26 protein-coding genes are annotated in these 25,789 nt (G+C 70.2%); 16 read left to right on the forward strand and 10 right to left on the reverse strand.

What is annotated here, in order from left to right; genetic code table 11:
* Nucleotides 1-5: 5 nt before the first annotated feature.
* From BGO46_RS03840 to BGO46_RS03870, 7 genes are all read right to left on the reverse strand, one after another.
* Nucleotides 6-974 carry a fumarylacetoacetate hydrolase family protein gene (locus BGO46_RS03840; protein WP_292673119.1) on the reverse strand — a complete coding sequence of 323 codons (969 nt, stop codon included), beginning with the start codon at nt 972-974 and terminating at the stop codon, nt 6-8.
* A 1-nt stretch (nt 975) separates the two neighbouring features.
* Nucleotides 976-1,269, reverse strand: a complete 294-nt coding sequence (locus BGO46_RS03845; RefSeq protein ID WP_292673116.1) for a putative quinol monooxygenase — start codon at nt 1,267-1,269, stop codon at nt 976-978.
* Nucleotides 1,270-1,332: 63 nt separating this feature from the next.
* Nucleotides 1,333-2,100, reverse strand: coding sequence for a cyclase family protein (locus BGO46_RS03850; protein WP_292673114.1), 768 nt, complete (start codon nt 2,098-2,100; stop codon nt 1,333-1,335).
* Nucleotides 2,101-2,614: 514 nt separating this feature from the next.
* Nucleotides 2,615-3,607 carry a hypothetical protein gene (locus BGO46_RS03855; RefSeq protein WP_292673111.1) on the reverse strand — a complete coding sequence of 331 codons (993 nt, stop codon included), beginning with the start codon at nt 3,605-3,607 and terminating at the stop codon, nt 2,615-2,617.
* A gap of 243 nt (nt 3,608-3,850) precedes the next feature.
* Complete coding sequence (locus tag BGO46_RS03860) at nt 3,851-4,870, reverse strand: dihydrodipicolinate synthase family protein (protein ID WP_292673109.1); 1,020 nt, start codon at nt 4,868-4,870, stop codon at nt 3,851-3,853.
* 8 nt (nt 4,871-4,878) lie between these two features.
* On the reverse strand, nt 4,879-5,883 hold the full coding sequence (locus BGO46_RS03865; protein WP_292673106.1) for an ornithine cyclodeaminase family protein: 1,005 nt from the start codon (nt 5,881-5,883) through the stop codon (nt 4,879-4,881).
* A complete protein-coding gene (locus tag BGO46_RS03870; RefSeq protein WP_292673103.1) occupies nt 5,880-6,653 on the reverse strand; it encodes a GntR family transcriptional regulator in 774 nt (257 codons plus the stop codon). The genes BGO46_RS03865 and BGO46_RS03870 overlap by 4 nt, the downstream gene beginning before the upstream one ends.
* Before the next feature lie 137 nt (nt 6,654-6,790).
* Here BGO46_RS03870 and BGO46_RS03875 point away from each other — a divergent pair, with 137 nt between their 5' ends.
* Nucleotides 6,791-8,167: an NADP-dependent succinic semialdehyde dehydrogenase gene (locus BGO46_RS03875; RefSeq protein ID WP_292673100.1), complete on the forward strand. Its 1,377-nt coding sequence runs from the start codon at nt 6,791-6,793 to the stop codon at nt 8,165-8,167.
* Between the two features lie 511 nt (nt 8,168-8,678).
* Here BGO46_RS03875 and BGO46_RS03880 read toward each other — a convergent pair.
* From BGO46_RS03880 to BGO46_RS03890, 3 genes are read right to left on the reverse strand one after another with little or no spacing between them, the layout of a single operon-like run.
* Nucleotides 8,679-9,593, reverse strand: a complete 915-nt coding sequence (locus tag BGO46_RS03880) for an NADP-dependent oxidoreductase (protein WP_292673098.1) — start codon at nt 9,591-9,593, stop codon at nt 8,679-8,681.
* Nucleotides 9,594-9,643: 50 nt separating this feature from the next.
* On the reverse strand, nt 9,644-10,162 hold the full coding sequence (locus tag BGO46_RS03885) for an RpiB/LacA/LacB family sugar-phosphate isomerase (RefSeq protein ID WP_292673095.1): 519 nt from the start codon (nt 10,160-10,162) through the stop codon (nt 9,644-9,646).
* 37 nt (nt 10,163-10,199) lie between these two features.
* Nucleotides 10,200-11,138, reverse strand: coding sequence for a VOC family protein (locus BGO46_RS03890; RefSeq protein ID WP_292673092.1), 939 nt, complete (start codon nt 11,136-11,138; stop codon nt 10,200-10,202).
* 96 nt (nt 11,139-11,234) lie between these two features.
* Between BGO46_RS03890 and BGO46_RS03895 the strand changes: the two genes are divergently transcribed.
* From BGO46_RS03895 to BGO46_RS03965, 15 genes are all read left to right on the forward strand, one after another.
* On the forward strand, nt 11,235-12,152 hold the full coding sequence (locus tag BGO46_RS03895; protein ID WP_292673090.1) for a LysR family transcriptional regulator: 918 nt from the start codon (nt 11,235-11,237) through the stop codon (nt 12,150-12,152).
* A 98-nt stretch (nt 12,153-12,250) separates the two neighbouring features.
* Complete coding sequence (locus tag BGO46_RS03900; RefSeq protein WP_292673087.1) at nt 12,251-13,378, forward strand: FAD-dependent oxidoreductase; 1,128 nt, start codon at nt 12,251-12,253, stop codon at nt 13,376-13,378.
* The gene (locus tag BGO46_RS03905) at nt 13,375-13,944 is read left to right on the forward strand and encodes a cupin domain-containing protein (RefSeq protein WP_292673084.1); all 570 of its coding nucleotides are present in this window, start codon (nt 13,375-13,377) and stop codon (nt 13,942-13,944) included. Before BGO46_RS03900 ends, BGO46_RS03905 begins: the two co-directional genes overlap by 4 nt.
* A complete protein-coding gene (locus tag BGO46_RS03910; RefSeq protein ID WP_292673081.1) occupies nt 13,941-14,375 on the forward strand; it encodes a VOC family protein in 435 nt (144 codons plus the stop codon). Before BGO46_RS03905 ends, BGO46_RS03910 begins: the two co-directional genes overlap by 4 nt.
* On the forward strand, nt 14,372-15,166 hold the full coding sequence (locus BGO46_RS03915) for an SDR family oxidoreductase (RefSeq protein ID WP_292673077.1): 795 nt from the start codon (nt 14,372-14,374) through the stop codon (nt 15,164-15,166). Before BGO46_RS03910 ends, BGO46_RS03915 begins: the two co-directional genes overlap by 4 nt.
* A 50-nt stretch (nt 15,167-15,216) precedes the next feature.
* The gene (locus tag BGO46_RS03920; protein ID WP_292673065.1) at nt 15,217-16,395 is read left to right on the forward strand and encodes an alpha/beta fold hydrolase; all 1,179 of its coding nucleotides are present in this window, start codon (nt 15,217-15,219) and stop codon (nt 16,393-16,395) included.
* Between the two features lie 39 nt (nt 16,396-16,434).
* Nucleotides 16,435-16,662 carry a hypothetical protein gene (locus BGO46_RS03925; protein ID WP_292673063.1) on the forward strand — a complete coding sequence of 76 codons (228 nt, stop codon included), beginning with the start codon at nt 16,435-16,437 and terminating at the stop codon, nt 16,660-16,662.
* Entirely contained in the window at nt 16,659-17,063 is a 405-nt protein-coding gene (locus BGO46_RS03930) for a type II toxin-antitoxin system VapC family toxin (protein WP_292673060.1), read from the forward strand. Before BGO46_RS03925 ends, BGO46_RS03930 begins: the two co-directional genes overlap by 4 nt.
* A gap of 136 nt (nt 17,064-17,199) precedes the next feature.
* A complete protein-coding gene (locus BGO46_RS03935; RefSeq protein WP_292673059.1) occupies nt 17,200-18,399 on the forward strand; it encodes a histidine kinase in 1,200 nt (399 codons plus the stop codon).
* Nucleotides 18,396-19,061 carry a response regulator transcription factor gene (locus tag BGO46_RS03940; protein ID WP_292673057.1) on the forward strand — a complete coding sequence of 222 codons (666 nt, stop codon included), beginning with the start codon at nt 18,396-18,398 and terminating at the stop codon, nt 19,059-19,061. Before BGO46_RS03935 ends, BGO46_RS03940 begins: the two co-directional genes overlap by 4 nt.
* 104 nt (nt 19,062-19,165) lie before the next feature.
* Entirely contained in the window at nt 19,166-20,806 is a 1,641-nt protein-coding gene (locus BGO46_RS03945) for an MDR family MFS transporter (RefSeq protein WP_292673054.1), read from the forward strand.
* The gene (locus tag BGO46_RS03950) at nt 20,803-21,498 is read left to right on the forward strand and encodes an ABC transporter ATP-binding protein (protein WP_292673052.1); all 696 of its coding nucleotides are present in this window, start codon (nt 20,803-20,805) and stop codon (nt 21,496-21,498) included. Before BGO46_RS03945 ends, BGO46_RS03950 begins: the two co-directional genes overlap by 4 nt.
* The gene (locus BGO46_RS03955; protein ID WP_292673050.1) at nt 21,495-22,796 is read left to right on the forward strand and encodes an ABC transporter permease; all 1,302 of its coding nucleotides are present in this window, start codon (nt 21,495-21,497) and stop codon (nt 22,794-22,796) included. The genes BGO46_RS03950 and BGO46_RS03955 overlap by 4 nt, the downstream gene beginning before the upstream one ends.
* Nucleotides 22,797-23,025: 229 nt before the next feature.
* A complete protein-coding gene (locus BGO46_RS03960; RefSeq protein ID WP_292673048.1) occupies nt 23,026-24,048 on the forward strand; it encodes a fumarylacetoacetate hydrolase family protein in 1,023 nt (340 codons plus the stop codon).
* A gap of 163 nt (nt 24,049-24,211) precedes the next feature.
* Entirely contained in the window at nt 24,212-25,762 is a 1,551-nt protein-coding gene (locus tag BGO46_RS03965) for an APC family permease (RefSeq protein WP_292673045.1), read from the forward strand.
* The last annotated feature ends 27 nt before the right edge of the window (nt 25,763-25,789 follow it).

Here is a 25,789-nt window from a genome sequence, read left to right on the forward strand (position 1 = left end):
CGCCGTCACAGCCGGTCGTCGCCGTACGTACGCCGCGCGGGCGGCACAGTGTGGCCGGGGCTACGGGTCTCCACGATCCGGTTCGAGATCGAGCCGAGGCCCTGCACTGTCATCGTGACGACGTCGCCCACCTGCAGCGGCGGGATGACCAGCTCGCCCCCGGCGCGCGCCCAGCGCTCGCTGAGCGCACCCTGCGACGCGGTACCGGTCGCGAGCACGTCGCCGCGACCCACCCAGGCGTCACGCGACGCGTGCACGAGCATCTCCTCGAACGACCACGACATGTTGCGCAGGTTGTCGGTGCCGACGACCTCGCCGTTGATCGCGACCGACATGTCCAGCGCGTAGCGGTCGCCCTCGCGGTACTGCTCGAGCTCATCGGGCGTCGTCAGCCACGGGCCGAGCGTGTTGGCGAAGTCCTTGCCCTTGGAGGGGCCGAGGCCGACGCTCATCTCGTTGCGCTGGATGTCGCGGGCCGACCAGTCGTTGAGCAGGCAGAACCCGGCGATGTGCTGAGCGGCATCCTCGATCGCGACATCGCGCACCGTGTTCTTCACGATCATCGCGACCTCGAGCTCGAAGTCGAGCCGCTGCGTGAACGGCGGCATGGGGATGTCGGCACCGGTCGGCACGACCGACCACGGGTTCATGAACAGGAACGCGGGCGCCTCGTACCACGCCGGCGGCACCTGGCCGTTGCCGCCCTCGGTCTTCTTCATGCCGGCGATGTGCGCCTCGAACACGAGGAAGTCGCGCATCGCGCGCGGCTCGACCGGCACGGCGAACGTGGCATCCTCGACCGGCAGCTTCTGGTAGCGCCCGCCGCGCACGTCGAGGTCGCGCTTGACGTCCTCCGGCATGGTCAGCAGGTCGAGGATCTCGGGGTCGCCCGGCACATCCTGCAGCCGGCCGTGCTGGACGCGGCCGGTGTGGACGATGCCGTTCGGCCCGACGTAGCGCGCGTACTGCGCCACGTCAGAAGTCCAGGGTCTCGGAGAAGTCCCGCTGGCGCGTCTCGAGGGCCGGAATCGCCTGGCCGAGCGCCCACTGCTCGAAGTGCGGGTAGGTGCCGTGCGCCTTGAAGGCGGCCTCGTCGGTGTACACCTCGAAGATGCGGAACACGTTCGGCTCACCGGGCACCTGGTGGGCCTGGTAGTAGAGGTTGCCGGGCTCTTCGCGCGAAGCGGGTGAGAGCTTCTCGAGGGCGTCGCGGACGGTCTCCTCCTCACCGGGCTTGGCGGTCCAGGTGGCGCTGCAGACGAATGCCATGGTCTTTCCTTTCGTGGGTTGGTCTGGTCGCTCAGGGGTGGTCTGGGTGGTGTGGTCGTGCGGTCAGTTGTCGAAGATGGCGACGGCGCGGGTCCAGCCGGCCGAGGCGCCGCGCACCTTGGTCGGGAAGCACGCGACCGTGAAGCCGAAGGCGGGGATCTCGTCGAGGTGCTGGAGCTTCTCGATCTGGCAGTAGCCGACCTCGGCGCCGGCCTTGTGGCCCTCCCACACGATCGAGGGGTCGCCGGTCTGCTCGAACTGCGCGCGGTTGATGCTCACCGGGATGTCCCAGCCCCAGGCATCCGTGCCGACGACGCGCACGCCCTTGCCGGTCAGGTGCAGCGTCGCTTCGCGGCCGAAGCCGATGCCGGTGTCGATGTAGTCGTCGCGGCCGTACGCGTCGGAGGCGATCGTGTGCGCGAGGACGATGTCGAACGGCTGCAGCTCGTAGCCGATGCGATCGAGCTCGGCGTCGATGTCGGCGGGCGTCACGAGGTGCCCGTTGGGCAGGTGGCGGAGGTCAAGCTTGACGCCCGGGCGGAAGAACCAGTCGAGCGGGACTTCGTCGATCGTCCAGGCGCGCTCGCCGCCGTTCATCGTCGGGTGGTAGTGCCACGGGGCATCCACATGGGTCCCCGCATGCGTCGTGATCGTGACGGTCTCGGCCGCAAGACCCTGGCCGTCGAGCAGCTGATCGGGACGGATGCCGTACATGGCATACATGTCCTGCAGGCCGCCCTGGTGATCCTTGTACTCGATCTTCGGCCGGAGGAAGGGCGGGTCGACCGGCACCACGTCATCCAGTGGCATGGACAGGTCGACGATCCGCATGGCAACTCCTTCGTGTGCGGCTCCATCCTGTGCTGGATGCGCAATCGGCAACACCCGCGCCCGCGCATAGCTGGCATCGGCGGGGCGGTGGGGTGGGGTCGGGGGTGGGGCTGTGTGTGGGTGGTGGTGGGCTCGCTCGCGCGTGAAGTTGGCGCGTTGCGCGGGTATGGCGGGGTGGATGCCGCGGGTTGCGCCAACTTGGCGCGCGGCCGGGCTGGGGTTTGCCTCGAAGTTGGCGCGTCGCGTGGGTATGGCGGGGTGGATGCCGCGGGTTGCGCCAACTTCGCGCGCGGCGCGCGGCGGCCGTGCGGGGGTTGATCTGGAAATTGGCGCGTTGCGCGGGTATGGCGGGGTGGATGCCGCGTGTTGCGCCAACTTCGCACGGCGCGTGACGGCCGCGCTGGGGTTCGCCTGGAAGTTGGCGCGTTGCGCGGGTATGGCGGGGTGGATGCCGCGGGTTGCGCCAACTTCGCGCGCGGCGCGCGGCGCGACCAGGCTGCGCGAGCCACCACCCTCAGGGCTTCCAGCCGCGGCGCAGCAGGGCCGCACGCACGATCGCGACATCGCGGCCGCGGTCGGGGCGGATGTGGCTCGACGTGAGCCGGACAGGCTCCCAGTCGACCGCGGCGTAGGCGGCGTACTTCTCGATGTCGCGGTTCCACTGCTGTCGTGTGACGCGGTGGTGATCGCCCTCGATCTCGACAGCGAGGCGATACTGCGGGAAGGCCCCGTCGCTGATCCCGAGCAGAATGCCACGTGCATCGCGCACCTCGACGTCGAGTTCGGGCTCGGGCAGGCCCGTGCCGCGCAGGTTCTCGCGCCAGTCGGTCTCGAGCAGCGACATGCTGTGCGGGCTGATGCGGGGGAGCGCGGCGCGCAGCTTGGCCGCACCGCGGCGGCCGCCCGCCTCGATCGCGGCGCGCAACTGAGCCGGCGTCGCGAGCTGCAGTTCGGGACGGCGGATGCCGCGGTCATCGCGGGGGATGCGCACCATCGCGTCGCCCATCTTGACGAGGTCGCGCTCGCTGAGATCACGTGCGAGCAGCGCCCACACCGTCGCGGGCGTCGCGACGCGGATGCCCTCGACCGTGGTCGTGTGCGCGAGACCCGGCTGCACCTGCAGCGAGCGGATGCCCGGCCGGCGAAGCGCCCGGTGCGGGGCGAAGACCGCCACCTCGAGGTCTGCATCCTGGGCCGCGCGCGCGTCGAGCAGGGGCAGTCCCTGGATGGCGAGGGCTGTGCAGCCGATGTAGAACGCGTGCTGCGGTAGCAGCAGGGCATGAGCTCGCACGCGCTCGAGGATCGCGGCGCGCGCGACCTCGTCCATCGGGTAGGGACCCTCCGCGTGGGGCTGCGCGTCAGACACAGCCCGCTGGCGCACCCCGCGGAACGGCGACGCGAGATCTGCGGCGCGCAGGCGCCCCTCGGTGACGCCGGCGGCCCGAGCCGCGCCGACGCGGAAGACGGGGCCGAGCTTGTCGTCAAGCGGGGCGGGCGGACGTGGCATCCCTTCACTGTGGATGCCGCGTGCGCGCCGTGGGCGCCGAATCCCCAGATCTGTGGACAGTTCTGCGAAGTCGCGCCCTGTGGAGAAGATGTGTCCGCCCCGAAGTTGGCGCAACACGCGGGAACCCCGCGAGGGTAACCGCGTGTCGCGCCAACTTCGCGCCCGCGCCCGCGCCCGCGCCCGCGATCAGCCCAGCCAAGCCCAGCCAGCCCAGCCAGCCCAGCTCAGCCAGCCCACTCCCACTCAGGCGGGGTTGCGCCCCACGAAGAACTCGCGGAACGGGTCCATGCTCGGCTCGAACCCCGAGTCGAGCAGGCCCTTGCGCAGCTGGTTCATCTGCGGGTCGTGGATGCGCTGCGTGGGCAGCCGCAACGGCCCGCCGTTGTAGCCGCGCAGCCAGCCCTGGAACTTCCACGCCTGCCGGTCGATGAAGAACCCGCCGTGCAGCTGGGCGGCCACCGCCCCCTTTGCCTTGCGGGCGGGGTGCATCTGCCAGTACAGGTCGGTCACCTCGTCGAAACGCTCGGCGCGCAGCAGCTCCATCGCGTGCGGGATCGTCGGGCCCCAGAACTCGTGGTCGCTCGTCGCAGATAGCTGAATCGGCATGAGCTGACCGAGGGTCAGCAGGTCGCCCTCGATGGGGCACGAGATGACGACCTCGTCACCGAACTTCCGGTACGCCTCGATCGTGCCCATGACGCTCGGCGCACCGCCCTCGGCCTTGATGACGGCGATGTTGGGGATGTCGTCCAGCATCCGCCGCAGCAGTCGCGCCGGGATGTCGGACGGGTGGATGCGCGAGCTGAATCCCCACAGGAACATCGGGAAGACGATCACCGCGAGGTTCGTCGCGTCGCACACCGCCTTCGTGTAGTCGTAGATCTCCTGCTCGGACTCGGGGTAGAAGTTCGGCGGGTAGCTCAGCAGCACGAGCTCGGCGCCCGCGGCCTCGGCGCCGCGCACGGCGGCGATGTTCTCGTCGAGAGTCGGCCAGCTCGCGTGGTGGGTGACGACGAGCTCGCCGCGTGCTTCGTCCACCATGATCTCGAGGAACTCGAGATATTCCGGAAGCGTGATATTCACCTCCGAGACCCCGAGCGTGCCGACGAATCCGTGCTGCTTCGCGAGGCGGATGTCATGTCGGATGCCTGCTTCGTTCAGCCGCGTCAGGTCGTTCGTGAACGAGGGGATCGTGCAGTTGATCGCCCCGACGAGGCGCTCGCGCGCCCAATCGCGGGCTTCGGACTTGGTGTACTCGGCCATGAGTGCTCCTACTTTCGGATGGTGAGGATGCCGACGGGCAGGGGCGTTCCGACGCCCTGCGCGACGGCGCGGTCGTACAGCTGCTCGGCCAGGACGATGTCTTGGAAGCCGCTGCCGGTGGATTTGTAGATCGCGATGCCGTCTGGCCGCGTGACGTCGCCGCCCAACAGCGCGTGCAGCGACACCGTGACGGCGTCCGGGTCGAACCCGGCGGCGCGCGCGGCGATGAGGTCGCCGCTGTCGTGCAGGACCTCGGCGACGGCATCCGCCACGATGAGCGCCGCGCGCCCGACGAGTGCGGCGTCGAGTTCGCGCTGGCTTCGCGTCGTCGACCCGATCGAGACGACGGTCGCGCCGGGCGCGACCCACTCGGCGAGGACGGTCGGGGACTCATCGCGTGACCGCGCGGCGCACAGCACGAGGTCGGCGCCGCGGACGGCCTCTTCGGCGCTCGCCGTCGCGGTGACCTCCAGACCGAGCTCGTCGCCGAGCTCGCGCGCGAACCGCTCCCGATTCGCGGGAGTCGGACTCGTCACGCGCACCTCCGTGATGCGGGCCACGCGCGATGCCGCCCGCAGCTGCGCCCGGGCTTCGAACCCGCTGCCCACGACCGCGACGCGCACCGGCCGATCCGGCAGCATCGCCGTCAGAGCCGCGGCCGCCGTGGCAGCGGTACGGATGCCCGTGATGCGATTGCCGTCGATGAGTGCCGCGAGGCGCGCGTCGTTCTGGTCGAACAGCGTGATCAGATAGCTCGCGAGCCCGTTGCGCAGCGACGCCGCGATGGTCTTCGACCCGGCGAACCGACCACCCGCCGGTGCCGCCGGCAGGATGCGCTGCCACCCGGCATCCGTCACCGCGACCGTGCGCTCGGGCGTGCGCGTCGGCTCGTCGGGGCGGGCGTAGGCCGCGCGCAGGGCCGCGATCGCGTCGTCCCAGTCGGCGAGGGCCGCGACGTCGGCGTCGGTCAGGAACAGCGTGGGCGGCTCGGCGCGGAATCCGGACTCGCTCATCGCGTCACCTCGACGCCGAAGTCGGCGAGAACATCGGCGAGGATGCCCGGGGGCACAGCGCCGGCGCGATCTGCGCCCGCGCCAGCGGCCGCGGTACCCGCGCCCGCGCCACCCGCGCCACTCCCGCCACCCACCCCACCGCGCATCGCGAGGTACGACTCGAGCAGGTGCGCGCGCGTCGCGGCGGCCGCCGCGCTGGCATCCCGTCGTCGGCACGCGTCGAGGATCTCGCGGTGGAAGTGCTCGGCAAGCGGAGCGCGCACGTCGAAGTGCAGGCGCATGCGGTCGGCCTCTGCCGCAAGCGTGCCGACGATCGCGCGAAGGTGGGGCGCGTCGGCGGCGGCGTAGATGATGTCGTGGAACCGGCGGTTGAGATCGTTGAAGACCCCGCGCGAGAAGTCGGGTTCGGCCGCGCGGGCGTCGAGCTCGTCGAGGATCGCCGCCATCTGGTCGAGGTCGTCGTCCGTCAGCCGCGGTACACCGAGTGTCGTCGCACGTCCCTCGAGGTCGATGCGCAGCGCCGTGACCTCTTCGAGTCGGTTCACGTCGATGCCCGCGACGACCGTGCCGCGATACGGCTGGCGCTGCACGAGCCCCGCCGCCTCGAGCTGCAGGATCGCTTCGCGCACGGGCGTGCGGCTGATGCCGAGGTCTGTCGCCAGCAGGGTGACGTCGATGCGCGCGCCGGGCGCGAGGTCACCCGACACGATGCGATCGCGGAGGATCCGGACGACGTCGTCGGTCATCCGACGGGGCGTGAGAGCGGTCATGACCCAAGGAATATCCAATATCCGATCTGTGAGCCACCCCTCCGGCGCCATGGCTGTCATCGGCGGCGACAATGGAAGGGGCAGGCCCGCGCGACGTACGCTCGCGGCGGGACCCCAACTCGATGAGGAGCATTCGCATGGCCATCGCGACGATCAATCCGTTCACGGGACAGACCGAGCAGGAGTTCGAGGCGCACTCCGAAGCGGAGGTCGACCGGCGCATCGCCGCCGCGCAGTCGGCGTTCGAGGCGCTGCGCCAGACGACGTTCGCGCAGCGCGCGGAGTGGATGCGGCGTGCCGCCGAGCTGCTCGAGGCCGACGCCGACGAGCTCGGCCGCCTCATCACGATCGAGATGGGCCGCCCGATCAAGGCCGCCCGCGCCGAGGTGCTCAAGTCGGCCAAGGGGCTGCGCTTCTACGCCGACCACGCGGAGGAGTTCCTTGCCCCCGAGGCCCTTGCCGACCCGTCGGCGGTCGGTGCCTCGCGAGCCGGCACGAGATATGCCCCGATCGGCATCGTCCTCGCCGTCATGCCGTGGAACTACCCGCTGTGGCAGGTGTTGCGCTTTGCTGGGCCCGCCCTCATGGCCGGCAACACGGGCCTGCTCAAGCACGCCTCGAACGTGCCGCAGGCAGCGATCTACCTCGACACGCTGTTCTCGCGCGCCGGGTTTCCCGAGGGTGCGTTCCACTCACTGCTCATCCCCGCGTCGCGCGTCGAGGCGGTGCTGCGCGATCCGCGCGTGAAGGCGACGACGCTCACGGGATCCGAGCCGGCGGGTCGTTCGCTCGCGTCGATCGCGGGCAGCGAGGTCAAGCACGTCGTGCTCGAGCTCGGCGGATCAGACCCGTTCGTCGTCATGCCGAGCGCGGATGTCGACCGCGCGGCATCCGTCGCCGTCACCGCACGAAACCAGAACAACGGACAGTCCTGCATCGCGGCCAAGCGCTTCATCGTGCACGCCGACGTCTACGACGAGTTCACGCGCCTGTTCAGCGAGCGCGTCGCGGCGCTGCAGGTCGGCGATCCGCTCGATGAGTCGACGGATGTCGGGCCCATCGCGACGGAGTCGGGGCGCGACGAGCTCGAGGGCCAGGTCGCGGATGCCGTCGCGAAAGGCGCGACGGTGCTCACCGGTGGGTTCTCGCCCGACCGCGACGGATGGTTCTACCAGCCGACGGTCCTCACCGGGATCACCCCCGAGATGCGGCTGCACCTCGAAGAGGCCTTCGGCCCCGTCGCGACGGTGTACCGCGTCGACTCGCGCGAAGAGGCCCTCGCGATCGCCAACGGCACGACGTTCGGCCTGTCGTCGGCGGTGTGGACGACGGATGCCGAGGAGGAGGAGTGGTTCACCGAGAACCTGGATGCCGGGGCCGTGTTCATTAACGGCATGACGGCCTCCTACCCCGAGCTCCCCTTCGGCGGCGTCAAGGACTCGGGCGTCGGGCGCGAGCTGGCAGCCGCAGGCATCCGCGAGTTCTGCAACCTCAAGACGGTGTGGCGGGCCTGAGCGCGCCTCGCGCTTCGCTCAAGTTGGCGCGACACGCGGGCACCCCTCTGGGGTATGCGCGTGTTGCGCCAACTTGGTGAGTGGGGGAGGGCCCTGAGTGGCAGCCCCAGATCGCCCGCCCGCTCAAGTTGGCGCGTGGCGCGGGTATTCCCCTAGGGTTCCCGCGGGTTGCGCCAACTTGGGTGAGTGGGGGATGCCCCGGGCGCGAGTCACCCGAGCCCGAGTGAGCCCGAGCCCGCGCGCGCTGGCTCAAGTTGGCGCGTGGCGCGGGTATCGCTATGGGGTAGCCGCGTGTTGCGCCAACTTGGTGAGTGGGCACTCGCGCGGGCCTGCCCAAGTTGGCGCGTGGCGCGGGTATCGCTCTGGGGTAGCCGCGTGCTGCGCCAACTTGGTGAGTGGGGCACTCGCGCGGCCTGCTCAAGTTGGCGCATGGCGCGGGTATGACCCTGGGGTTGCCGCGTGTTGCGCCAACTTCCTCACGAGCGAGGAGGGCAGCCCCGAGCGCACACCCTCAGGGCGTGACGACCACCTTGCCGGGGGCGTGCGAGCTCTCCAACGCAGTGAAGGCCGCGACGACCTCGTCGAGGGGGTAGGTCTCGGCGACCGGGTAGACGATCTCGCCCGCGGCGATCCGGCCCGCGAGCTTCTCGAGGTTCGCGGCTGTGCGCGCCGCGCGCTCGACGTTGTGTGCGCCGATCTCCTCGAGCGCGCCGTAGGCGGCGATCGCGACCATGCGGTCCGGCGCGACGCCGAGCGCGACACCCGCGTCGAGCGCGTCGCGGCCGTGGCAGTCGAACACCGCGGTCACCGTACCGAACGCCTGCAGGCGCGCCGCGAGGTCGTCGCCGTAGACGACCGGCTCGACGCCGACCGACCGCAGCAGCTCGTGATTGCGCGCGCTCGCCGTGCCGATCACGCGGGCGCCGGCGTGCACCGCGAGCTGCGCCGCGACGAAGCCGACAGCGCCCGCGGCGCCTCCCACGAGCACCGTGTCGCCGGCTCCGACCGGCAGGGTCGCAAGCACCGACACCGCCGTCAGTCCGGCGACGTGCAGTCCGCCGGCGACCTCAACGGGCAGTGTCGCGGGGCGACGGGCGAGGTCGGATGCCGCGGCGGTCACCCGCTCGGCGACTGCGCCGTTCGCGCGGCCCAGCACTTCATCGCCGACCGCGACGGGGGTGCCGTCGAAGTACACGGCGCCCGGGCCCGCGGCATCCACCGTCCCGGCGAAGTCGCCGCCGATGCGGCGCGGGAACGGCGCCTCCGACGGGATGAACCCGCTGCGCATCTTCGCGTCGAACGGGTTGAGGCCGGCGGCGTGCACGCGCACGCTCACCTTGCCGTCGCCCGGCGCGGCATCGGCCACCTCTGCGAGGTAGAGGACCTCGGGTCCACCGGTCGTGTCGTACAGCGCTGCGCGGGTCATCCGAACTCCTCTGGTAATCTCCATCCAACCACCGGCCTGGCGGCCGGGGCCTACTCGTGCCGTACGGCGATCTGGTCGGGCTCGAGCTGGATCGCCCAGCCCTCGATCGTGCCGGCGTTCTCGAACTCCTCGATCTGCAGGATCTGCCGACCCCGTTCTACGGTCGCGGTCATGGATGCCGTGACGAACGCGTACACGCACAGCCACGCCGACTCCTCATACGCGATGCCCTCCAGCACGAGGACGTTCGCGTCGACGACACCGCGGGCGTGCGCGGCCGCGCGCGGCGAGGTCGTCGTGATCGCCCGCGCGCCGTTGACCTTGTTGGCGGCGACGACGCCGGCGACCGCCTCGTCGACGACGAGCACGGCGAACGCGTCGGTGCCGGCATCCTGGTCGGTGACGACGGCCTGGCCGACGCGCACGGCGTAGATGGGGTAGTCATCGCCCGGGTCGAGCTGGTCGGCGCCGTGCCAGACGATGTCGAAGCCGGATGCCTCAGCACGTGACTGCAGCGCCCGGCCGAGCTCGTAGCCGCCGTGGTCGGCGGCGAAGTGGATGCGGGTCATGGTCTCGTCTCCTCGGGTAGCCGATGTCGGATGCCGGTCACACGGGAGGTGCGACGAACAGGCCCTTGTCGATGTCGTTGAACGACTCGCGGGCGACGAGCTCGCTCATCTCCTGCGCCGTGCCCCACTGGTCCTGCGTCGACAGGTGGCTGATGTCGTGCTTGTGCGCGACCCACGAGTCGTCATCGACCATCGCGAGCTCGGTCGTGTACTCGATCGTGTTGCCGGCCGGGTCGAGGAAGTACGCGAACGTGTTGTCGCCCGCGTTGTGGCGGCCCGGGCCCCAGATCATGCGGGTGCCCGCGCGCAGGATCTTGCCCGCGCCGCGCATCCACTCTTCGATGCCGCGCATCTCGAACGACAGGTGGTGCAGCGAGTGGTGCGGGCCCATCGCGACGGCGATCGAGTGGTGGTTCGAGTTGCAGCGCAGGAAGTGCATCATGTCGGTGCCGTCGGGCCGCACGAGCGAGTCGGAGATCGTGAAGTCGAGGTGGTCGATGTACCACTGCGCCGTGCGGTTCAGATCGGCCGAGTTGAACACCATGTGCGACAGCTTCACGGGGATCGGCTCGCGTTCGCGGATCTTGCGCGCCTCGCGCGTCTCGAACCCGGTCGCGAACTCGAGCACGCGCCCGTCGCCGTCGAACACGCGGAACCCGTACCCGCCGCTGAACCCCGTGAGCGCCTGCGGCTCGTGCACGAACTGCACGTCCTCGGCGTGCAGCTTCGCGGCGAGCGCGTCGACGTCAGCACGGCTGGCGACGGCGAAGCCGGCGAGATCGACACGCTTGTCATCGCGGCGCAGCCGCAGGATGAACGGCTCGGTCGAGCCCTCCGCCGCGAGGTAGGACAGGCCGTCCTCGGCGTGCACTTCGGTCAGGCCCCAGTGCTTCACGAAGAAGTCCCGCTCCTGCTCGAAGTTCGGCACGGCCAGTGCGCCGTATCGCAGATGGGAGACGAGTCGCTCAGTCATCATCGACCTTTCGTAGAGAGCCACGCACAGAGTGCGACGTGTCGAGAGTAGGTCGACTGGCGTCCGGTCGGCCATGGCCGGGCCGGATACCATGCATCTGTGGCCACCGGCGATCCCGATCTGAATCTGCTCGTGGCCCTGCGCGCCCTCCTCGAAGAGGCCAACGTGACGCGCGCCGGCGAGCGCATCGGGCTCGGCCAGTCGACGATGTCGGCGGCGCTGTCGCGCCTCCGCGTGCTGTTCCAGGACGAGCTGCTCGTGCGCGTCGGCCGCGATTACGCCCTCACGCCGCTCGCGCATCAGCTGCTGCCGCAGGTGCAGCTGACGCTGCCGCTGGTCGCGCAGGCACTGGGGCAGCAGCCCGAGTTCGACCCCGCGACCTCGACGCGCGCGTTCGGACTGCAGCTGTCGGACTTCGGCGCGATCGAGCTGCGGCCGCTGTTCACCCTCGCGCAGGCGGCGGCGCCAGGCATCCGCTTCGACTATCTGCGGTTGCCGAATGAACCGACGGATGCCGCGCACGATCTCCTCGCGCACGACTTCATCGTCGCGGCGCCCGGCATCGGGATCGACGCCGACAGCATGGAGCTGTTCCGCGACGACTACGTCGTCATCGCCGATCAGGGCCACCCCGGCATCCGGGACGGTGAGATCTCGCTCGACGCGTTCCTGGCGAGCCCTTACATCCGGTGCGACTTCGGCCGCGCACACGTGACACCCGTCGAGCGGTCGCTGCACGAGCTCGACCTGCACCCGCGCACGCGCGTGACGACCTCGACGCTGCTGTCGATCCCCCTGATCGTGCGGGGCACCGAACTGGTGGGACTCGTGCCGAGCCGGCTCGTGCAGCGCAGCGGCGGCGTCACCGGCACGGTCGCGCTACCGACGCCGTTCCCGAAGGTCGAGCTGATCCAGCGGATGTGGTGGCACCCCGCGCACGCCCACGACGACGGGCACACCTGGCTGCGCGGGCTCGTCGCCGAGCTGATCTCCGCGGGCGCCTTCGCCGCACGCTGATATGAGGTATGGCGTACGGCCGGTGGTGCGGCCGCGCGCGGACGCATAGCTTCGTCGGCAGGGAGCGATGACGCGCCCCGCAGAAACAGGAGACGAAGATGTCCGTTCGCAATGTCCTCATCGTCGGCGGAGGATTCACCGGCCTGACCACGGCGATCGCCCTCGCGCAGCGCGGCATCCAGGTCACGCTCGTCGAGAAGGTATCGGCGTGGGCCCGCGTCGGCCACGGCCTGACGATCCAGGGCAACGCCCTGCGGGTGTTCGCGCAGATCGGCGTCATCGACGACGTGCTCGCGGTCGGCCAGGCCGAGAACGGCGTGCGGCTGACGCTCGCCAACGGAGCCCTGCTCTCTGAGATGCAGACCCCGCGCACGGGCGGCGACGACCTGCCCGCGACGATCGGCGCACTGCGCCCCGACCTGCACGAGATCCTCGTCGCGAAGGCCGAGGCGCTCGGCGTCGAGATCCGCCTCGGACTCGAGCTGACCGCGTTCGAGACGCACGGCGACACCGCGACCTCGACGCTGTCGGACGGGCGGGTCGAGACGTGGGACCTCATCGTCGTCGCGGAGGGCATCAAGAGTCAGACGCGCGCGAAGCTCGGCATCACGGAAGACCGCGCCCCGAGCGGGCTCGGCATCTGGCGCGCGGTGACCTCGCGCCTGCCCGACATGAACGGCGGCATCGCGTTCCCGATGGCAGACGACGGCGGCGCCTACAAGGTCGGGTACACGCCGGTCAGCGCCGACCAGTGCTACATCTTCGTGCTGTGCCGACCGCGGCGCGTCGACAACGGTCTGGAAGGGTGGCAAGAGGTGCGTCGCCTGATGGCGAACTTCCACGGCGAGTACGACTACCTGCGCGAGTCGATTGACGCCGACACATTCCTCAACTTCCAGGAGATCGAGTGGATCTTCGTCGAGGGCCCGTGGCACTCGGGCCGCGTCGTCGCGCTCGGCGAAGCCGTGCACGCCGTGCCGCCGCTCATCGCGCAGGGCGCGGCACAGTGCCTCGAGGATGCCGTGCTGTTCGCCGAGTACGTCGCCTCGGACGGCGACCTCGAAGAGCAGCTCGCCGCGTTCTACGCGCGCCGCATCCCGCGGATCAAGGGCGTTGTGGATGCCTCGTTGCAGCTCGCGCAGTGGGAGCAGAACCCCGGCACACCCGACGCCGACCCCGGCCGCGTCATGGGTGAGGCCCTCGCAGCACTGGTGCCGGCGCCGTGACCGGGTTCCGCATCCCCCGGCGGATCGTCACGGGCCACGACTCCGCGGGAGTGTCGGTCGTCGTCAGTGACGCGCCCGTGCCGGTCAGCCGTGAGCTGCCCGAAGACGGCGTCGCGTTCCACGAAGTGTGGATGACCGACACCGTGCCCGCACTCATCCGCGCCGGCGCCGAGGACCCGACGGTGGGCGCCCTCACGGTGCCGCCGCCGAGTCACGGTACCCGCATCCGCATCAACGAGTTCCTCCCCGGACACCTCGATCGCGCGGGGCGTCAGTCGCCCGTGCACCGCACCGAGTCGATCGACTACGGCGTCGTGCTCGAGGGCGAGATCACGCTGCTGCTCGACGACAGCGAGGTCACGGCGCACGCGGGTGACATCGTCATCCAGCGCGGCACCGACCACGCGTGGGCCAACCGCGGCGACCGCATCGCGCGCGTCGCGTTCATCCTCGTCGGCGGCGAGTACGGCGCCGACGTGCTGGGTGTGCTGCCGGACGGCGTGCGCGAATCACTCATGACGCACGGGCCGCGCGACGGCGCGCACGCGAGGGAGGCATCCGAATGACGGCACTCGACCACGTCGGCCTGTCGGTCGGCGATCTTGACGCACAGGCCGCCTGGTACTCGCGCGCGCTCGGGCTCGAGCAGCTCGAGCCCGGCGGCATCCCCGCGGTGGGCCTGCGCGTCGTCTTCCTCGTCGACCCCGACGAGGGCTGGGCGATCGAGCTGCTCAACCGCCCCGGTTCGCAGCCGAAGCCGCGCGCCGCGAGCGCGCCCGAGCACGTCCTGAGCCAGGGCTTCGGGCACATCTGCCTGCGCGTCACCGACGTCGACGCCACCTTCGCGGGCCTGATCGCGCACGGCGCGACAGAGATCATGCCGCCCGGCGAATCGCCCGTGTCGGGCGTGCGGATGGCGTTCGTCGCAGACCCCGAGGGCAACTTCATCGAGATGCTCGACCGGCCCGGTCCCCCCGGAACGGCGGTGGCCTCGTGAGTGGCATCCAACTGCCCGGCATCGCGGGCAACCTCTTCGTCGTGACGGGAGCGGCCGGCGGCCAGGGCGCGAAAGAGGCGCTGCTGCTCGCGGCGCAGGGCGCCGAGGTCTACGCGCTCGACGTGCGGGCGGATGCCCCGGAGCTGCTCGCCGCGGCATCTGCCCTGCCCGGTTCGGTGGTCTACCGGCAGCTCGACGTGTCAGACGAGGATGCCTGGGCGACCTTCACCGCAGAGCTCGGCGGCCGCACGGTCAAGGGCCTCGTCAACAACGCGGGTGTCACGCAGCGCACGCGCATCGGCGATGTCGTCCGCGCCGATTGGGACCGCGTGCTCGCGATCAACGTGACCGGTCCGATGCTCGCGACGCAGGCGCTGCTGCCGCTGCTCGGCGAGGGCTCGTCGATCGTCAACATCGGGTCGGCGGCGGCCGTCACGGGTCACTACACGGCCGCGTACACCGCCAGCAAGTGGGCGCTGCGGGGGCTCTCGCACTCGTGCGCGACCGAGCTCGGGCCCCGGGGCATCCGCGTGAACCTCGTGCACCCCGGCTACATCCACACCGAGATGACGGCGTCGGCGCCGGCGGCCTTCCTCGCCGCGAACGAGGCCGTCTCGCCGCTGCACCGCGGCGGACAGCCGGAAGAGGTCGCGAGCGTCGTCGTGTTCCTGCTGTCGGATGCCGCGTCGTACGTCACGGGCGCCGAGGTCGGCGTCGACGGCGGCCAGCTGCTCTCCGGCGTCTCGACCTTCCTCTCGGACGCCGTGCGCGTCCCGCAACCCGGTCGTTGAGCGAGGCGCGAAGCGCCGAGACGAAACGTCCCGACCTCTTAGGAGATCCCATGTACATGTACTTCCCGACCAACTACGTCTGGAGCATGGCGGTCGTCGCCTCGCTCAACAACGGCGGGTTCATCGACGACGTGCACAAGGCATCGCTGCCGGTGCTCGAGGCCTCGAAGAACGGCGACGACGTCGGCACCGAGCTGCTGTACGCGTCGTGGCAGGCCGTCGCCGACCGCCTGCTCGCGGCGGCGGAAGAGGCCGAGGCGCGCGGCTGGCGGCGCGGCGCGGGCGACAAGTACTACCGCGCGGCGCTGTACACCTCGCAGGCCGAGCGCCTGCAGTCGCCCAAGTGGGAGGGCCGCAAGGCGGCCTACCAGAAGTCGATCGACCTGCTGCTCAAGCACGTCGAGCTCTCGGACGTGCCGCTGTCGACCGTCGACATCCCGTACGCGGGTGACGACGCTCCCGCGGGGTCGGCCCTGCCGGGCTACTTCTACCGCGCGCCGGGCGACGGCCCGCATCCGCTCATCGTCATGTGGAACGGGCTCGATTCGACGAAGGAGATGATGTACACCTCGGGCTTCCCGCAGCAGCTCGCGGCCCGCGGCATCTCGACGCTCATGATGGACCCACCCGGATCGGGCGAAGCGCTGCGCATGCGCGACCTGCACGCGCGGTTCGACACCGAGGTGTGGGCGGCGTCGACGCTCGACTGGATCGAGGCCCACGCCGACGAGCTGGGCGTGGATGCCGCGAGGGTGGGGCTCGTAGGCTGGTCGCTCGGCGGGTACTACGTGCCGCGCGCGGCGGCATTCGAGAAGCGCATTGCGCTCGCCGTCGCGTGGGGCGCGAACTACGACTGGGCTGCTGTGCAGGAGGCGCGGCGGCGCCGCGAGGGCGAGAACCCCGTGCCGCACTACTGGGATCACGTGCACTGGGTGTTCGGCGCGAAGGACGACGCCGACTTCCTGGAGAAGACCAAGAACATGCGCCTGGAGGGTGTCGTCGACAAGATCACGGTGCCGTTCCTCGTGACCCACGGCGAGGGCGACCGGCAGATCCCCGTGAAGTACGCGCACGACGAGTACGACGCGGCCGTCAACTCGCCCAAGCGCGAGCTGCGCATCTTCACGCAGGAGGAGGGCGGCGCTGAGCACATCGGCATCGACAACATGGCCTACGTCGGCGAGTTCACCGCCGACTGGATCGCGGAGACCTTCGCCGAGCTCGCGTGAGGCATCGACATGCATACTGCATGCGCGTAGCATCATTGCATGTCCACGTTGCAGGTCCGGGACGTCCCCGAAGGAACGCATCGCACGCTGAAGGCGCGCGCCGCGGCAGAGGGACGGAGCCTGTCGGACTACGTCCTCGAGATCCTTGAGCGTGAGGCGCAGCATCCGACACTCCAGGAGCTGCTCGACCGGGTGCGTGCACGCGGCGAGGTCGACCTCGGAGATCGTGCGACGGAGATCCTGCGGACAGACCGCGACGCCGCATGACGACAGTGCTGGATGCCTCGGTGCTCGTCGAGCTGCTGGTGATGAGCCCGCGCGGACACCGCGCCGCGGCGCTCCTCGCGGCCGATGCCGGAGGCTTGCACGTGCCGCACCTGGCGGAGATCGAGACCATCTCGGTGGCGCGCGGGCTGGTGGCGGGTGGCGTGCTCACGCCGGTGCGCGGTGGGCAGCTTCTCGACGACCTGCGCGACTTCCCCGCCCAGCGGTGGCCCGCGCACATGCTGTTCGAGCGCATCTGGGAGCTGCGCGACAACGCGACCGCCTACGACGCGACATACATCGCGTTGGCCGAAGCGCTCGGCGCGCGTCTGATCACCGCAGACGGCAAGCTCGCGAGAGGCTGCGCGGCCGTCGCACGCTGCGAGATCGTCCTCGTCGAGTGAGGCGCCGCCGCCGGCCCGCATCCGACCGCGAGACCGCAGTGGTGCCCCGAGACCGCAGCCGCTCGGTGCAGTCTCGGTGCACCAGTGAAGTCTCGCGGATGGGGGCACGCGCCCCCGCACGCGGCAGACTGTCTTCATGAGGAGCTCGCCCGACCTGTTGCAGCCGCGCACCGGGCCACCGGCGTGGGTGCAGGATGCCTTCGCGATCATCCTCATGCTGGCGCTCGCCTTCGGCCCGCCGACCGGCACCGAGTTCCGCGCCGAGACGCCGCTCGAATGGGTGCTCGTGCTGGTGCCGATCGCGCTGATCCCGGCGCGCCGACGCTGGCCGCTGTGGGTCCTCGGCGCGTGCGTCCTCATGTACTGCGCGCTCGTGCTGCTCGGCATCGTCGCGCCGGGGGTCGCGCTCGCGGCGGCCATCGCGATGTTCGGCGCCGCCAACCGCGTCGATCGTCGGGCCGGGGTCATCTCGATGTTCATCGGCGTCGCGCTCGTCATCGCGGCGGGCCTGCTCGCCTCGCTCGGCAGCACCTTCGACCCGCGCACGGTGCAGATCGTCCTCGGTCTCGCGTTCGCGGGCGCGGCGGGTGACGCGACGAAGTTCCGCCGCGAGTACCTGCAGGCGGTGACCGAGCGGGCGATCCGTGCCGAGCAGACGAAGGATGCCGAGGCGCGCCGCGCCGTCAGCGACGAGCGCCTGCGCATCGCCCGCGACCTGCACGACGCCGTCGCGCACCAGATCTCCGTCATCAGTCTCAACGCCGGCGTCGCGTCGGCCAACCTCGAGTCGCGTCCGGAGAAGACCCGCGAAGCGCTCGGCACGATCCGCACCGCATCGCGCACGGTCCTCGGCGAGATCGGCGACCTGCTCGCCGTCCTCCGCGCCGACGATGCCGGAGCCCCGGCCCCGCAGCCCGAGCTCGACCGGCTCGACGAGCTCGCCGCGTCGTTCCGCGCAACGGGCCTCGACGTCGTCGTGCGCGACGACAGCGATCGCGCGCGCGTCCCGGCATCCGTCTCACGCGTCGCGTACCGCGTCGTGCAGGAGGGCCTGACCAACGCCCTCAAGCACGGTGCCGAGCGCCGCGCGCACGTGCTGCTCGAGACGGATGCCGCGAACCTGCGCGGCGTCGTCACGAACCCGACCTCGGCGCTCACGCCCCTCGACGAGGTGCCGAGCGGCTACGGCCTCGTCGGGCTGCGTGAGCGCGTCGCGACCGTGCGCGGCACGCTCGAGGCGGGCACCGCCCCCGGCGGATTCCGCCTCGCGGCGACGCTGCCGATCCCGCCCGCCGCCGAACCGGAGGCCGCGGAAGAAGAAGGTGCCACCCCGTGACAACCGTCCTCATCGTCGACGACCAGTCGCTCATCCGCGCCGCCGTGCGCGACCTGCTCGACGCCGACGTCGACCTCGAGGTCACCGGCGAAGCCGTCGACGGCGCCCAGGGCGTCGACCTCGCCCGCGCGCAGCGTCCCGACGTCGTGCTGATGGACATCCGGATGCCCGTGCTCGACGGCATCGCGGCGACCGCCCGCATCTGCGCCGAACCCGACCTCGCCGAGACGCGCGTGCTGATCCTCACGACCTTCGAAGAGGACGAGTACCTCGTGCAGGCGCTGCGTGCCGGCGCGAGCGGGTTCATCGGCAAGGGCGCCGAGCCCGACGAGATCGTGCGCGCCGTCAAGGCCGTGCACGCGGGTGAGGCGCTGCTCTCACCCGCCGCGACGCGCAGTCTCATCACGCGCTACGTCCTGCCGCACGCCGTGACGGCGGATGCCGTGCCGCCTGCCCTCGCCCAGCTCACCCAGCGCGAGCGTGAGGTGCTGGTGCTCGTCGCGCGGGGCCGCTCGAACGACGAGATCGCGACCGATCTCGTGATCTCGCCGCACACCGCGAAGACGCACGTCAAGCGCATCATGACCAAGCTCGCGGCGCATGATCGCGCGCAGCTCGTGATCCTCGCGTACGAGAGCGGACTGCTGACGCCCGGCGCGTGAGCCTGCCGAGCCGGCGGCCGCGCCCGGCGATACCCCACCGGGGGTACGCGAAGTGCGCCCCCACGGGGGACGCGCAAACCCTTCCCGGCGACGACGCTGGAACCATGACTTCTTCTGTGCTCACCCAGCGGGACGCACCCGCGGCATCCGGCACCGACAAGCGCACGATTCTGCTTGTCTTCGCGGGCCTGCTCGTCGCGATGCTGCTCGGATCCCTTGATCAGACCATCTTCTCCACAGCACTGCCGACGATCGTCGGCGAGCTCGACGGCGTCGACCACATGCTGTGGGTGACGACCGCGTACATGGTCGCGGCGACCATCATGATGCCGATCTACGGCAAGCTCGGCGACCTCATCGGCCGCAAGGGGCTGTTCATCGCGGGGTTGTCGATCTTCCTCGTCGGGTCGGTCGTCGGCGGACTCGCGACCGACATGACGTGGCTCATCATCGGCCGCGCGATCCAGGGCCTCGGCGGCGGTGGCCTCATGATCATGTCGCAGGCGATCATCGCCGACGTCGTGCCGGTGCGCGAGCGCTCGAAGTACATGGGCATCATGGGTGCCGTGTTCGGCTTGTCGGCCGTCATCGGCCCGCTGCTGGGCGGCTGGTTCACCGAGGGCATCGGCTGGCGCTGGGCGTTCTGGATCAACATCCCGCTCGGCATCGTCGCGATCGCGTTCGCCGCGGTGTTCCTCCGTTTGCCGAAGCACCGCGCCAGCTTCCGGTTCGACGTGTGGGGCACGCTCACGATGGCCGTCGCGGTCACCTCGATCATCCTCGTCACCTCGTGGGGCGGGAACACGTACGACTGGAACTCGCCGCAGATCCTGTGGCTCATCGTCGCCGCCGTGGTCGCGGCAGGGGCGTTCGTGATCGCCGAGTACCGGGCATCCGACCCGCTCATCCCGCTGTCGCTGTTCCGCAGCCGCAACTTCGTCCTCGCGACGGTCGCCGGCCTGTTCATCGGCGTCGCGATGTTCGGCACGCTCGCCTACCTGCCGACCTACCTGCAGATGGTCGCCGGCGTCGGCGCGACGGTGTCGGGCTACCTCATGCTGCCGATGATCGCGGGTCTCATGATCTCGACGATCGGCACGGGCGCGATCGCCTCGCGCACCGGCAAGTACAAGTGGATGCCCATCGCCAGCATGATCGTCATCGCGGCAGGGCTCGTGCTGATGTCGACCCTCACGATCGACACCGCCCTGTGGATCATGCTGAGCTACCTGTTCATCCTCGGGTTCGGCATCGGCCTGGGCATGCAGATCCTCGTGCTGATCGTGCAGAACTCGTTCTCGAACAGCCAGGTCGGCACAGCGACGGCATCCAACAACTTCTTCCGCGAGATCGGCGCCTCGATCGGCGGCGCCCTGGTCGGTGCGCTGTTCACGAGCCGCCTGACCGATCTGCTCACGGACGGGCTGTCGGGGCTCGGCTCGGCGGGAGCGTCGGCCGGCACCGACCTCAACTCGCTCACCCCGAGCGTCGTCAACGCGCTGCCCGATGCCATCCGCGACGTCATCGTCGGAGCGTACAACGACGCTCTGACACCGGTGTTCCTGATGCTCGTGCCGATGCTCGTGCTGGGGCTTGTCGCACTGCTGTTCATCAAGGAAGTGCCGTTCCGCACGACGCTCGATGACGACGAGACGGATGCCGAGGCATCCGCCGACTCCCCCGCCGCGCCTGCCGTCGAGGTATCCGCAACGGACGCGCCCGCAGCCGAGGAGGTGCCGGCGTGACCGCGCCGCTGCTCGAAGTCGCGGACGTCACGCGCTCGTACGGGCGCGGGCAGAACCGGTTCGATGCGCTGCGGGGCGTGAGCTTCGAGATCCGCGAGGGCGAGTCGGTCGCGATCGTCGGCAAGAGCGGGTCGGGCAAGTCGACCCTCATGCACCTGCTGGCGCTGCTCGACGAGCCGTCGACGGGCACGATCTCGCTCGCCGGTGAGAACACGGCGGGCCTGCGGGGGCGTACGCTCAACCGCACGCGCAACAAGACGTTCGGGTTCGTGTTCCAGCAGTTCTTCCTGACGCCGAACACGAGCGTACTCGACAACGTCGTGCTGCCGATGAAGATCGCCGGGGTCCCGCTTCGCGAGCGCACGCGGCGCGGACTCGCGGCGCTCGAGCAGCTGGGCCTGGCTGACAAGGCGAAGAACAAGGCGACCGACCTGTCCGGCGGGCAGAAGCAGCGCACCGTCATCGCCCGCGCGCTCGTCAACAACCCGCGCGTCATCTTCGCCGACGAGCCGACCGGAAACCTCGACTCGGCGACGGGCGCCGTCGTCGAGGACATCCTGTTCGACCTCAACCGCGAGCACGGCATCACCCTCATCGTCGTGACGCACGACGAAGACCTCGCGGCGCGCTGCGACCGCCGCATCCACATCAAGGACGGACTCATCGTCTCCGAGTCGGAGGTGGCGGCATGAAGGCCGGCGACCTCGTCGCCTCGGCGGTGACGAACACGTTCCGCTCGAAGACGCGCACGATCCTGACCATCCTCGCGATCTTCGTCGGCGCGTTCACGCTGACCGTCACGAATGGGCTCGGCACTGGGATCAACCGTTACATCGACGACACGGTGGCCTCGATCGGCGCGAGCGATGTCATGACCGTCACGAAGACCTCGGACTCGGCGACGGGCCTCGACTCGGGCCCCACCGAGTACGACCCCAACGCCATCAGCGCGGGAACGCCCGGGCCTGGCGGCGGCGGCACGGTGACGGCCCTCACCGACGACGACATCACGATGCTGCAGGGCATCGCGGGGGTCGAGCGGGTCGAGGCGACGAAGTCGATCAGCGCCGACTACATCCAGGCCGGCGACGGCACGAAGTGGGTGACGGGCGTCGGCTCGCTCATCCCGGGGCAATCGCTGCAGCTCGCCGCGGGTGAGGCGCCTGACGCCGACGCGACGGACCTCGAGGTCGCGATCCCCGACGCCCTCGTCGAACCGCTCGGCTTCGCGGATGCCGCCGACGCGATCGGGCAGACCGTAACGATCGCCGTGACCGACGCCGTGCGCACGCAGCACACGGTCGAGGCGACCGTGACGGGCGTCAGCGAGCAGACCCTCGTGGGCGCGGGCTCGACCATCACGCCGAACGAGGCGCTGACCGACGAGCTGTTCACGCTGCAGAACACCGGCGTGCCGGCCGACCAGCAGGACCGCTACGCGAGCGCGAGTGTGTGGTTCGCCTCCGGCGCGACGGCCGCTCAGGTCGACGATCTGAAGACCGCACTGTCGGATGCCGGGTTCACCGGCACGACCGTCGAAGACCAGCTGGGCTCGTTCACGGCCGTCATCGACGCGATCGTGCTTGTGCTCAACGCGTTCGCGATCATCGCCCTGCTCGCGGCGAGCTTCGGCATCGTCAACACACTGCTGATGAGCGTGCAGGAGCGCACGCGCGAGATCGGCCTCATGAAGGCGATGGGCATGGGCTCGGGCCGCGTGTTCTCGCTGTTCAGCCTCGAGGCGGTGTTCATCGGCTTCCTCGGCAGCGCGATCGGCGCCGGCGTCGGCATGCTCGTCGGCACGGCGGTGAGCTCGGCGCTCGCGCAGGGGCTGTTCTCCGACCTGCCGGGGCTGCAGCTGATCGCGTTCGACCCCGTGTCGATCGCGGTGATCATCCTCGTCGTGATGGCGATCGCGTTCCTCGCCGGGACGCTCCCCGCCGCCCGCGCCGCGCGCGCCGACCCCGTGGAGTCGCTCCGCTACGAGTGACCCCCCGCGGCACTCCCGGATTGATCCTCCTGGCGGATCAGTCCGGGAGTGTGCGCGATCGCCGTGTTCCCGAACTGATCCTCCTGGCGGATCAGTTCGGGAACAGCCCGTGGATGGGGGTGGCGGCCATGGCGGCGGGCGATCGGTTGTATCGCCGTCGGGCGGTGTCGGGACGGGCGCGACGGCGCGAGAGTGGAGGGGCGCGCACGCGCGGGACGAGGAGGTCGCGATGAGGATCGCACGCTGGGTGGGGTCGCATCCGGACGCTGCCAAGAGTGGCGACGGCGCGGATACCGCGGAGACGGGCCGCGTCGCGGGGTCCGTGTCGGAGGGCTTCGTGATCGACGATCGGGTCGTGCCGTTCCCAGGCGGTGCGACCGTCGCCGAGATCCTCGCCGGAGGGCTGGATGCCGCGCGTGCCGCGCTCGCCCAGGTCGACCCCACGGCCGGTGAGCCGCTGGCGAGCATCCGTCTGCTGGCGCCCGTGGTCCCGGTATCCCTCCGCGATTTCGTCGCGTTCGAAGAGCATGTCGAGGGCGTCAGCGCGAGCGTTGACGGCGCGAGTGGCGTTGTCGCGGAGTGGTACGAGTACCCGACCTTCTACTTCACGAACACGCACACGATCTCCGGTCCGGGCGACGTGGTCGCCACGCCCGTGACCGAACGCCTGGACTTCGAGCTCGAGGTCGCGGTCGTCATCGGCGGGCCGGGAGGCGCGAACCTTGACGCCGATGCGGCATCCGCCGCGATTTTCGGCTACACGATCATGAACGACTGGTCAGCGCGCGACCTGCAGTCCCGCGAGATGAAGGTGCGCCTCGGGCCCGCCAAGGGCAAGGACTTCGGCACAACGCTCGGCCCCTGGATCGTCACAGCCGACGAGCTCGCCGGATACCTCGACGACGACGGATTCCTCGCCGTCCGCGCGGAGGTCTACGTGGGCGGGGAGCTGATCGGCGAAGACCTCGTCTCGAACGCCGGCTGGCCGTTCCCCGAGTTCGTCATGTACGCCGCGCGCAACTCGCGCGTCGTCGCGGGCGACGTGCTCGGCTCGGGAACGGTCGGGGGCGGCGGATGCCTCGGCGAGCTCTGGGGCCGCGCCGGCGCGCTGACCCCGCGGCCGCTGCGCGAGGGTGACGAGGTCCGCATGGTCATCGAGGGCATCGGCGAGCTCGTCAATACCGTGGGCGCGGCGGTGGCCGCCCCGCCGATCCCGCCGGCGCGCCCGCGTAGCCGCGCGCGGCGGCGCTAGCCGCCCGGCGCCGGCCGTCACGCGCAGACGCCGCATGACGGGATGCCGCAGTGTACGCATCGGCGAGCCGGGCGCAGGGTCCTGGCCCTCGCGTATATCTCGGGCACGCGCGCGGACCGCTACTGTGCAGGGCAACCCGAAGACGACGCCCGGAGGTCGTGCCATGAGTGAGTTCGGATCCACCACGCCCATCCACCTCGAGCGCGCGGACGGCAAGGGCCTCGCCGCCGGCACCCTGGGCCTGTGGGGCTCGACCGTCATCGGCCTGGCATCCACTGCGCCCGTCTACTCGCTCGTCGCGACCCTCGGCTGGGTCGTGCTCGCCGTCGGCGGGCAGGCTCCGATCGCCTTCATCATCGCGTTCGTGCCGATGCTGTTCATCGCGTACGGGTATCGCGAGTTGAACAACGAGGTACCCGACTGCGGCACGACCTTCACGTGGGGCACGAAGGCGTTCGGCCCGTGGGTGGGCTGGATGGGCGGGTGGGGCGTCGCCGTCGCCGGCATGGTCGTGCTCGCCAACCTCGCCCAGATCGCCTCCATCTACTTCTGGGCGATGTTCGGGCTCGAGTTCGAGAACAACGACTGGCGGATCATCCTCGTCGCCGTCTTCTTCATCGCGGCGATGACCTACATCAGTTGGCGCGGCGTCGAGATCGGCGAACGGATCCAGAACATCCTGCTGGCGATCCAGTACCTCGCCCTGATCGTCTTCGTGATCGCGGCGCTGTGGCAGTTCTTCGCGGGCACCGCGCCGAACCCCACGCCGTTCGACTGGGAGTGGATGAACCCGTTCGCGTTCACCGACTGGCACGGGTTCACCGAGGCCGTGCTGCTGGCGCTGTTCATCTACTGGGGCTGGGACACGTGCCTCGCCCTCAACGAGGAGACGAAGGACCCCAAGCGGATCCCGGGCCTCGCGGCCCTGCTGACCTGCGTGCTGCTGCTCGTTACGTACGTCTCGGTCACGATCGCCGCGATGATGTACGCCGGCCTCGGCGAAGGCGGAGTGGGCCTCGGCAACGAAGCCAACGCCGACGACGTGTTCAGTGCGATCCGCGACGGACTGCTCGGCCCGTGGGGCTGGCTGCTCGTGATCGCCGTCCTCATCTCGGCGGTGTCGTCGACGCAGACGACGATCCTGCCGACCGCCCGCGGAACCCTCGCGATGGGCGTGTACCGGGCGCTGCCCGCGCGGTTCAAGGACGTCCACCCGAAGTACAAGACGCCGTCGTTCTCGACGCTGGTCATGGGTGTCGTGGCATCCGCGTACTACATCGGCATGACGCTGGTCAGCGACAACATCCTGCAGGACTCGATCCTGTCGCTCGGCCTCGCGATCGCGTTCTACTACGCGATCACCGGTTACGCGTGCGTCTGGTACTACCGCCGCGACCTGTTCACCTCGGCGCGGAACCTCTGGTTCAGGGGGATCTTCCCGCTGCTGGGGGCGGTGATGCTGACGTTCGCGTTCGTGCAGTCGGCGATCGACATGTACGACGTCGACTACGGCTACACGGTGCTGTTCGGCATCGGCGGCACGTTTGTCGTCGGCATCGGCGCACTGCTCGTCGGTGTCGTGCTGATGTTCGTCTGGTACCTGTTCCCGCGTTCGAAGCCGTTCTTCGACGGGCGCTCGCTCAACCGCGATACTCCGGTCATGGTGCCCGACGACACCGCCGACCTCACCCGCTCGATCGACGGGGGCATCTAGCGGAAGTCGGGGCCGCCGCCGAGCCCG

Origin of the sequence: Microbacterium sp. 70-16 (assembly GCF_001898315.1) — a bacterium.
Classification (GTDB): Bacteria; Actinomycetota; Actinomycetes; order Actinomycetales; family Microbacteriaceae; genus Microbacterium.

What these genes read in the sequence shown, in the direction of transcription:
- BGO46_RS03845 (WP_292673116.1), bottom strand. Translation starts at nt 1,269, where the DNA reads ATGGCATTCGTCTGCAGCGCCACCTGGACCGCCAAGCCCGGTGAGGAG.
- BGO46_RS03850 (WP_292673114.1), bottom strand. Translation starts at nt 2,100, where the DNA reads ATGCGGATCGTCGACCTGTCCATGCCACTGGATGACGTGGTGCCGGTC.
- BGO46_RS03855 (WP_292673111.1), bottom strand. Translation starts at nt 3,607, where the DNA reads ATGCCACGTCCGCCCGCCCCGCTTGACGACAAGCTCGGCCCCGTCTTC.
- BGO46_RS03860 (WP_292673109.1), bottom strand. Translation starts at nt 4,870, where the DNA reads ATGGCCGAGTACACCAAGTCCGAAGCCCGCGATTGGGCGCGCGAGCGC.
- BGO46_RS03865 (WP_292673106.1), bottom strand. Translation starts at nt 5,883, where the DNA reads ATGAGCGAGTCCGGATTCCGCGCCGAGCCGCCCACGCTGTTCCTGACC.
- BGO46_RS03870 (WP_292673103.1), bottom strand. Translation starts at nt 6,653, where the DNA reads ATGACCGCTCTCACGCCCCGTCGGATGACCGACGACGTCGTCCGGATC.
- BGO46_RS03875 (WP_292673100.1), top strand. Translation starts at nt 6,791, where the DNA reads ATGGCCATCGCGACGATCAATCCGTTCACGGGACAGACCGAGCAGGAG.
- BGO46_RS03880 (WP_292673098.1), bottom strand. Translation starts at nt 9,593, where the DNA reads ATGACCCGCGCAGCGCTGTACGACACGACCGGTGGACCCGAGGTCCTC.
- BGO46_RS03885 (WP_292673095.1), bottom strand. Translation starts at nt 10,162, where the DNA reads ATGACCCGCATCCACTTCGCCGCCGACCACGGCGGCTACGAGCTCGGC.
- BGO46_RS03890 (WP_292673092.1), bottom strand. Translation starts at nt 11,138, where the DNA reads ATGATGACTGAGCGACTCGTCTCCCATCTGCGATACGGCGCACTGGCC.
- BGO46_RS03900 (WP_292673087.1), top strand. Translation starts at nt 12,251, where the DNA reads ATGTCCGTTCGCAATGTCCTCATCGTCGGCGGAGGATTCACCGGCCTG.
- BGO46_RS03910 (WP_292673081.1), top strand. Translation starts at nt 13,941, where the DNA reads ATGACGGCACTCGACCACGTCGGCCTGTCGGTCGGCGATCTTGACGCA.
- BGO46_RS03920 (WP_292673065.1), top strand. Translation starts at nt 15,217, where the DNA reads ATGTACATGTACTTCCCGACCAACTACGTCTGGAGCATGGCGGTCGTC.
- BGO46_RS03925 (WP_292673063.1), top strand. Translation starts at nt 16,435, where the DNA reads ATGTCCACGTTGCAGGTCCGGGACGTCCCCGAAGGAACGCATCGCACG.
- BGO46_RS03930 (WP_292673060.1), top strand. Translation starts at nt 16,659, where the DNA reads ATGACGACAGTGCTGGATGCCTCGGTGCTCGTCGAGCTGCTGGTGATG.
- BGO46_RS03935 (WP_292673059.1), top strand. Translation starts at nt 17,200, where the DNA reads ATGAGGAGCTCGCCCGACCTGTTGCAGCCGCGCACCGGGCCACCGGCG.
- BGO46_RS03945 (WP_292673054.1), top strand. Translation starts at nt 19,166, where the DNA reads ATGACTTCTTCTGTGCTCACCCAGCGGGACGCACCCGCGGCATCCGGC.
- BGO46_RS03955 (WP_292673050.1), top strand. Translation starts at nt 21,495, where the DNA reads ATGAAGGCCGGCGACCTCGTCGCCTCGGCGGTGACGAACACGTTCCGC.
- BGO46_RS03960 (WP_292673048.1), top strand. Translation starts at nt 23,026, where the DNA reads ATGAGGATCGCACGCTGGGTGGGGTCGCATCCGGACGCTGCCAAGAGT.
- BGO46_RS03965 (WP_292673045.1), top strand. Translation starts at nt 24,212, where the DNA reads ATGAGTGAGTTCGGATCCACCACGCCCATCCACCTCGAGCGCGCGGAC.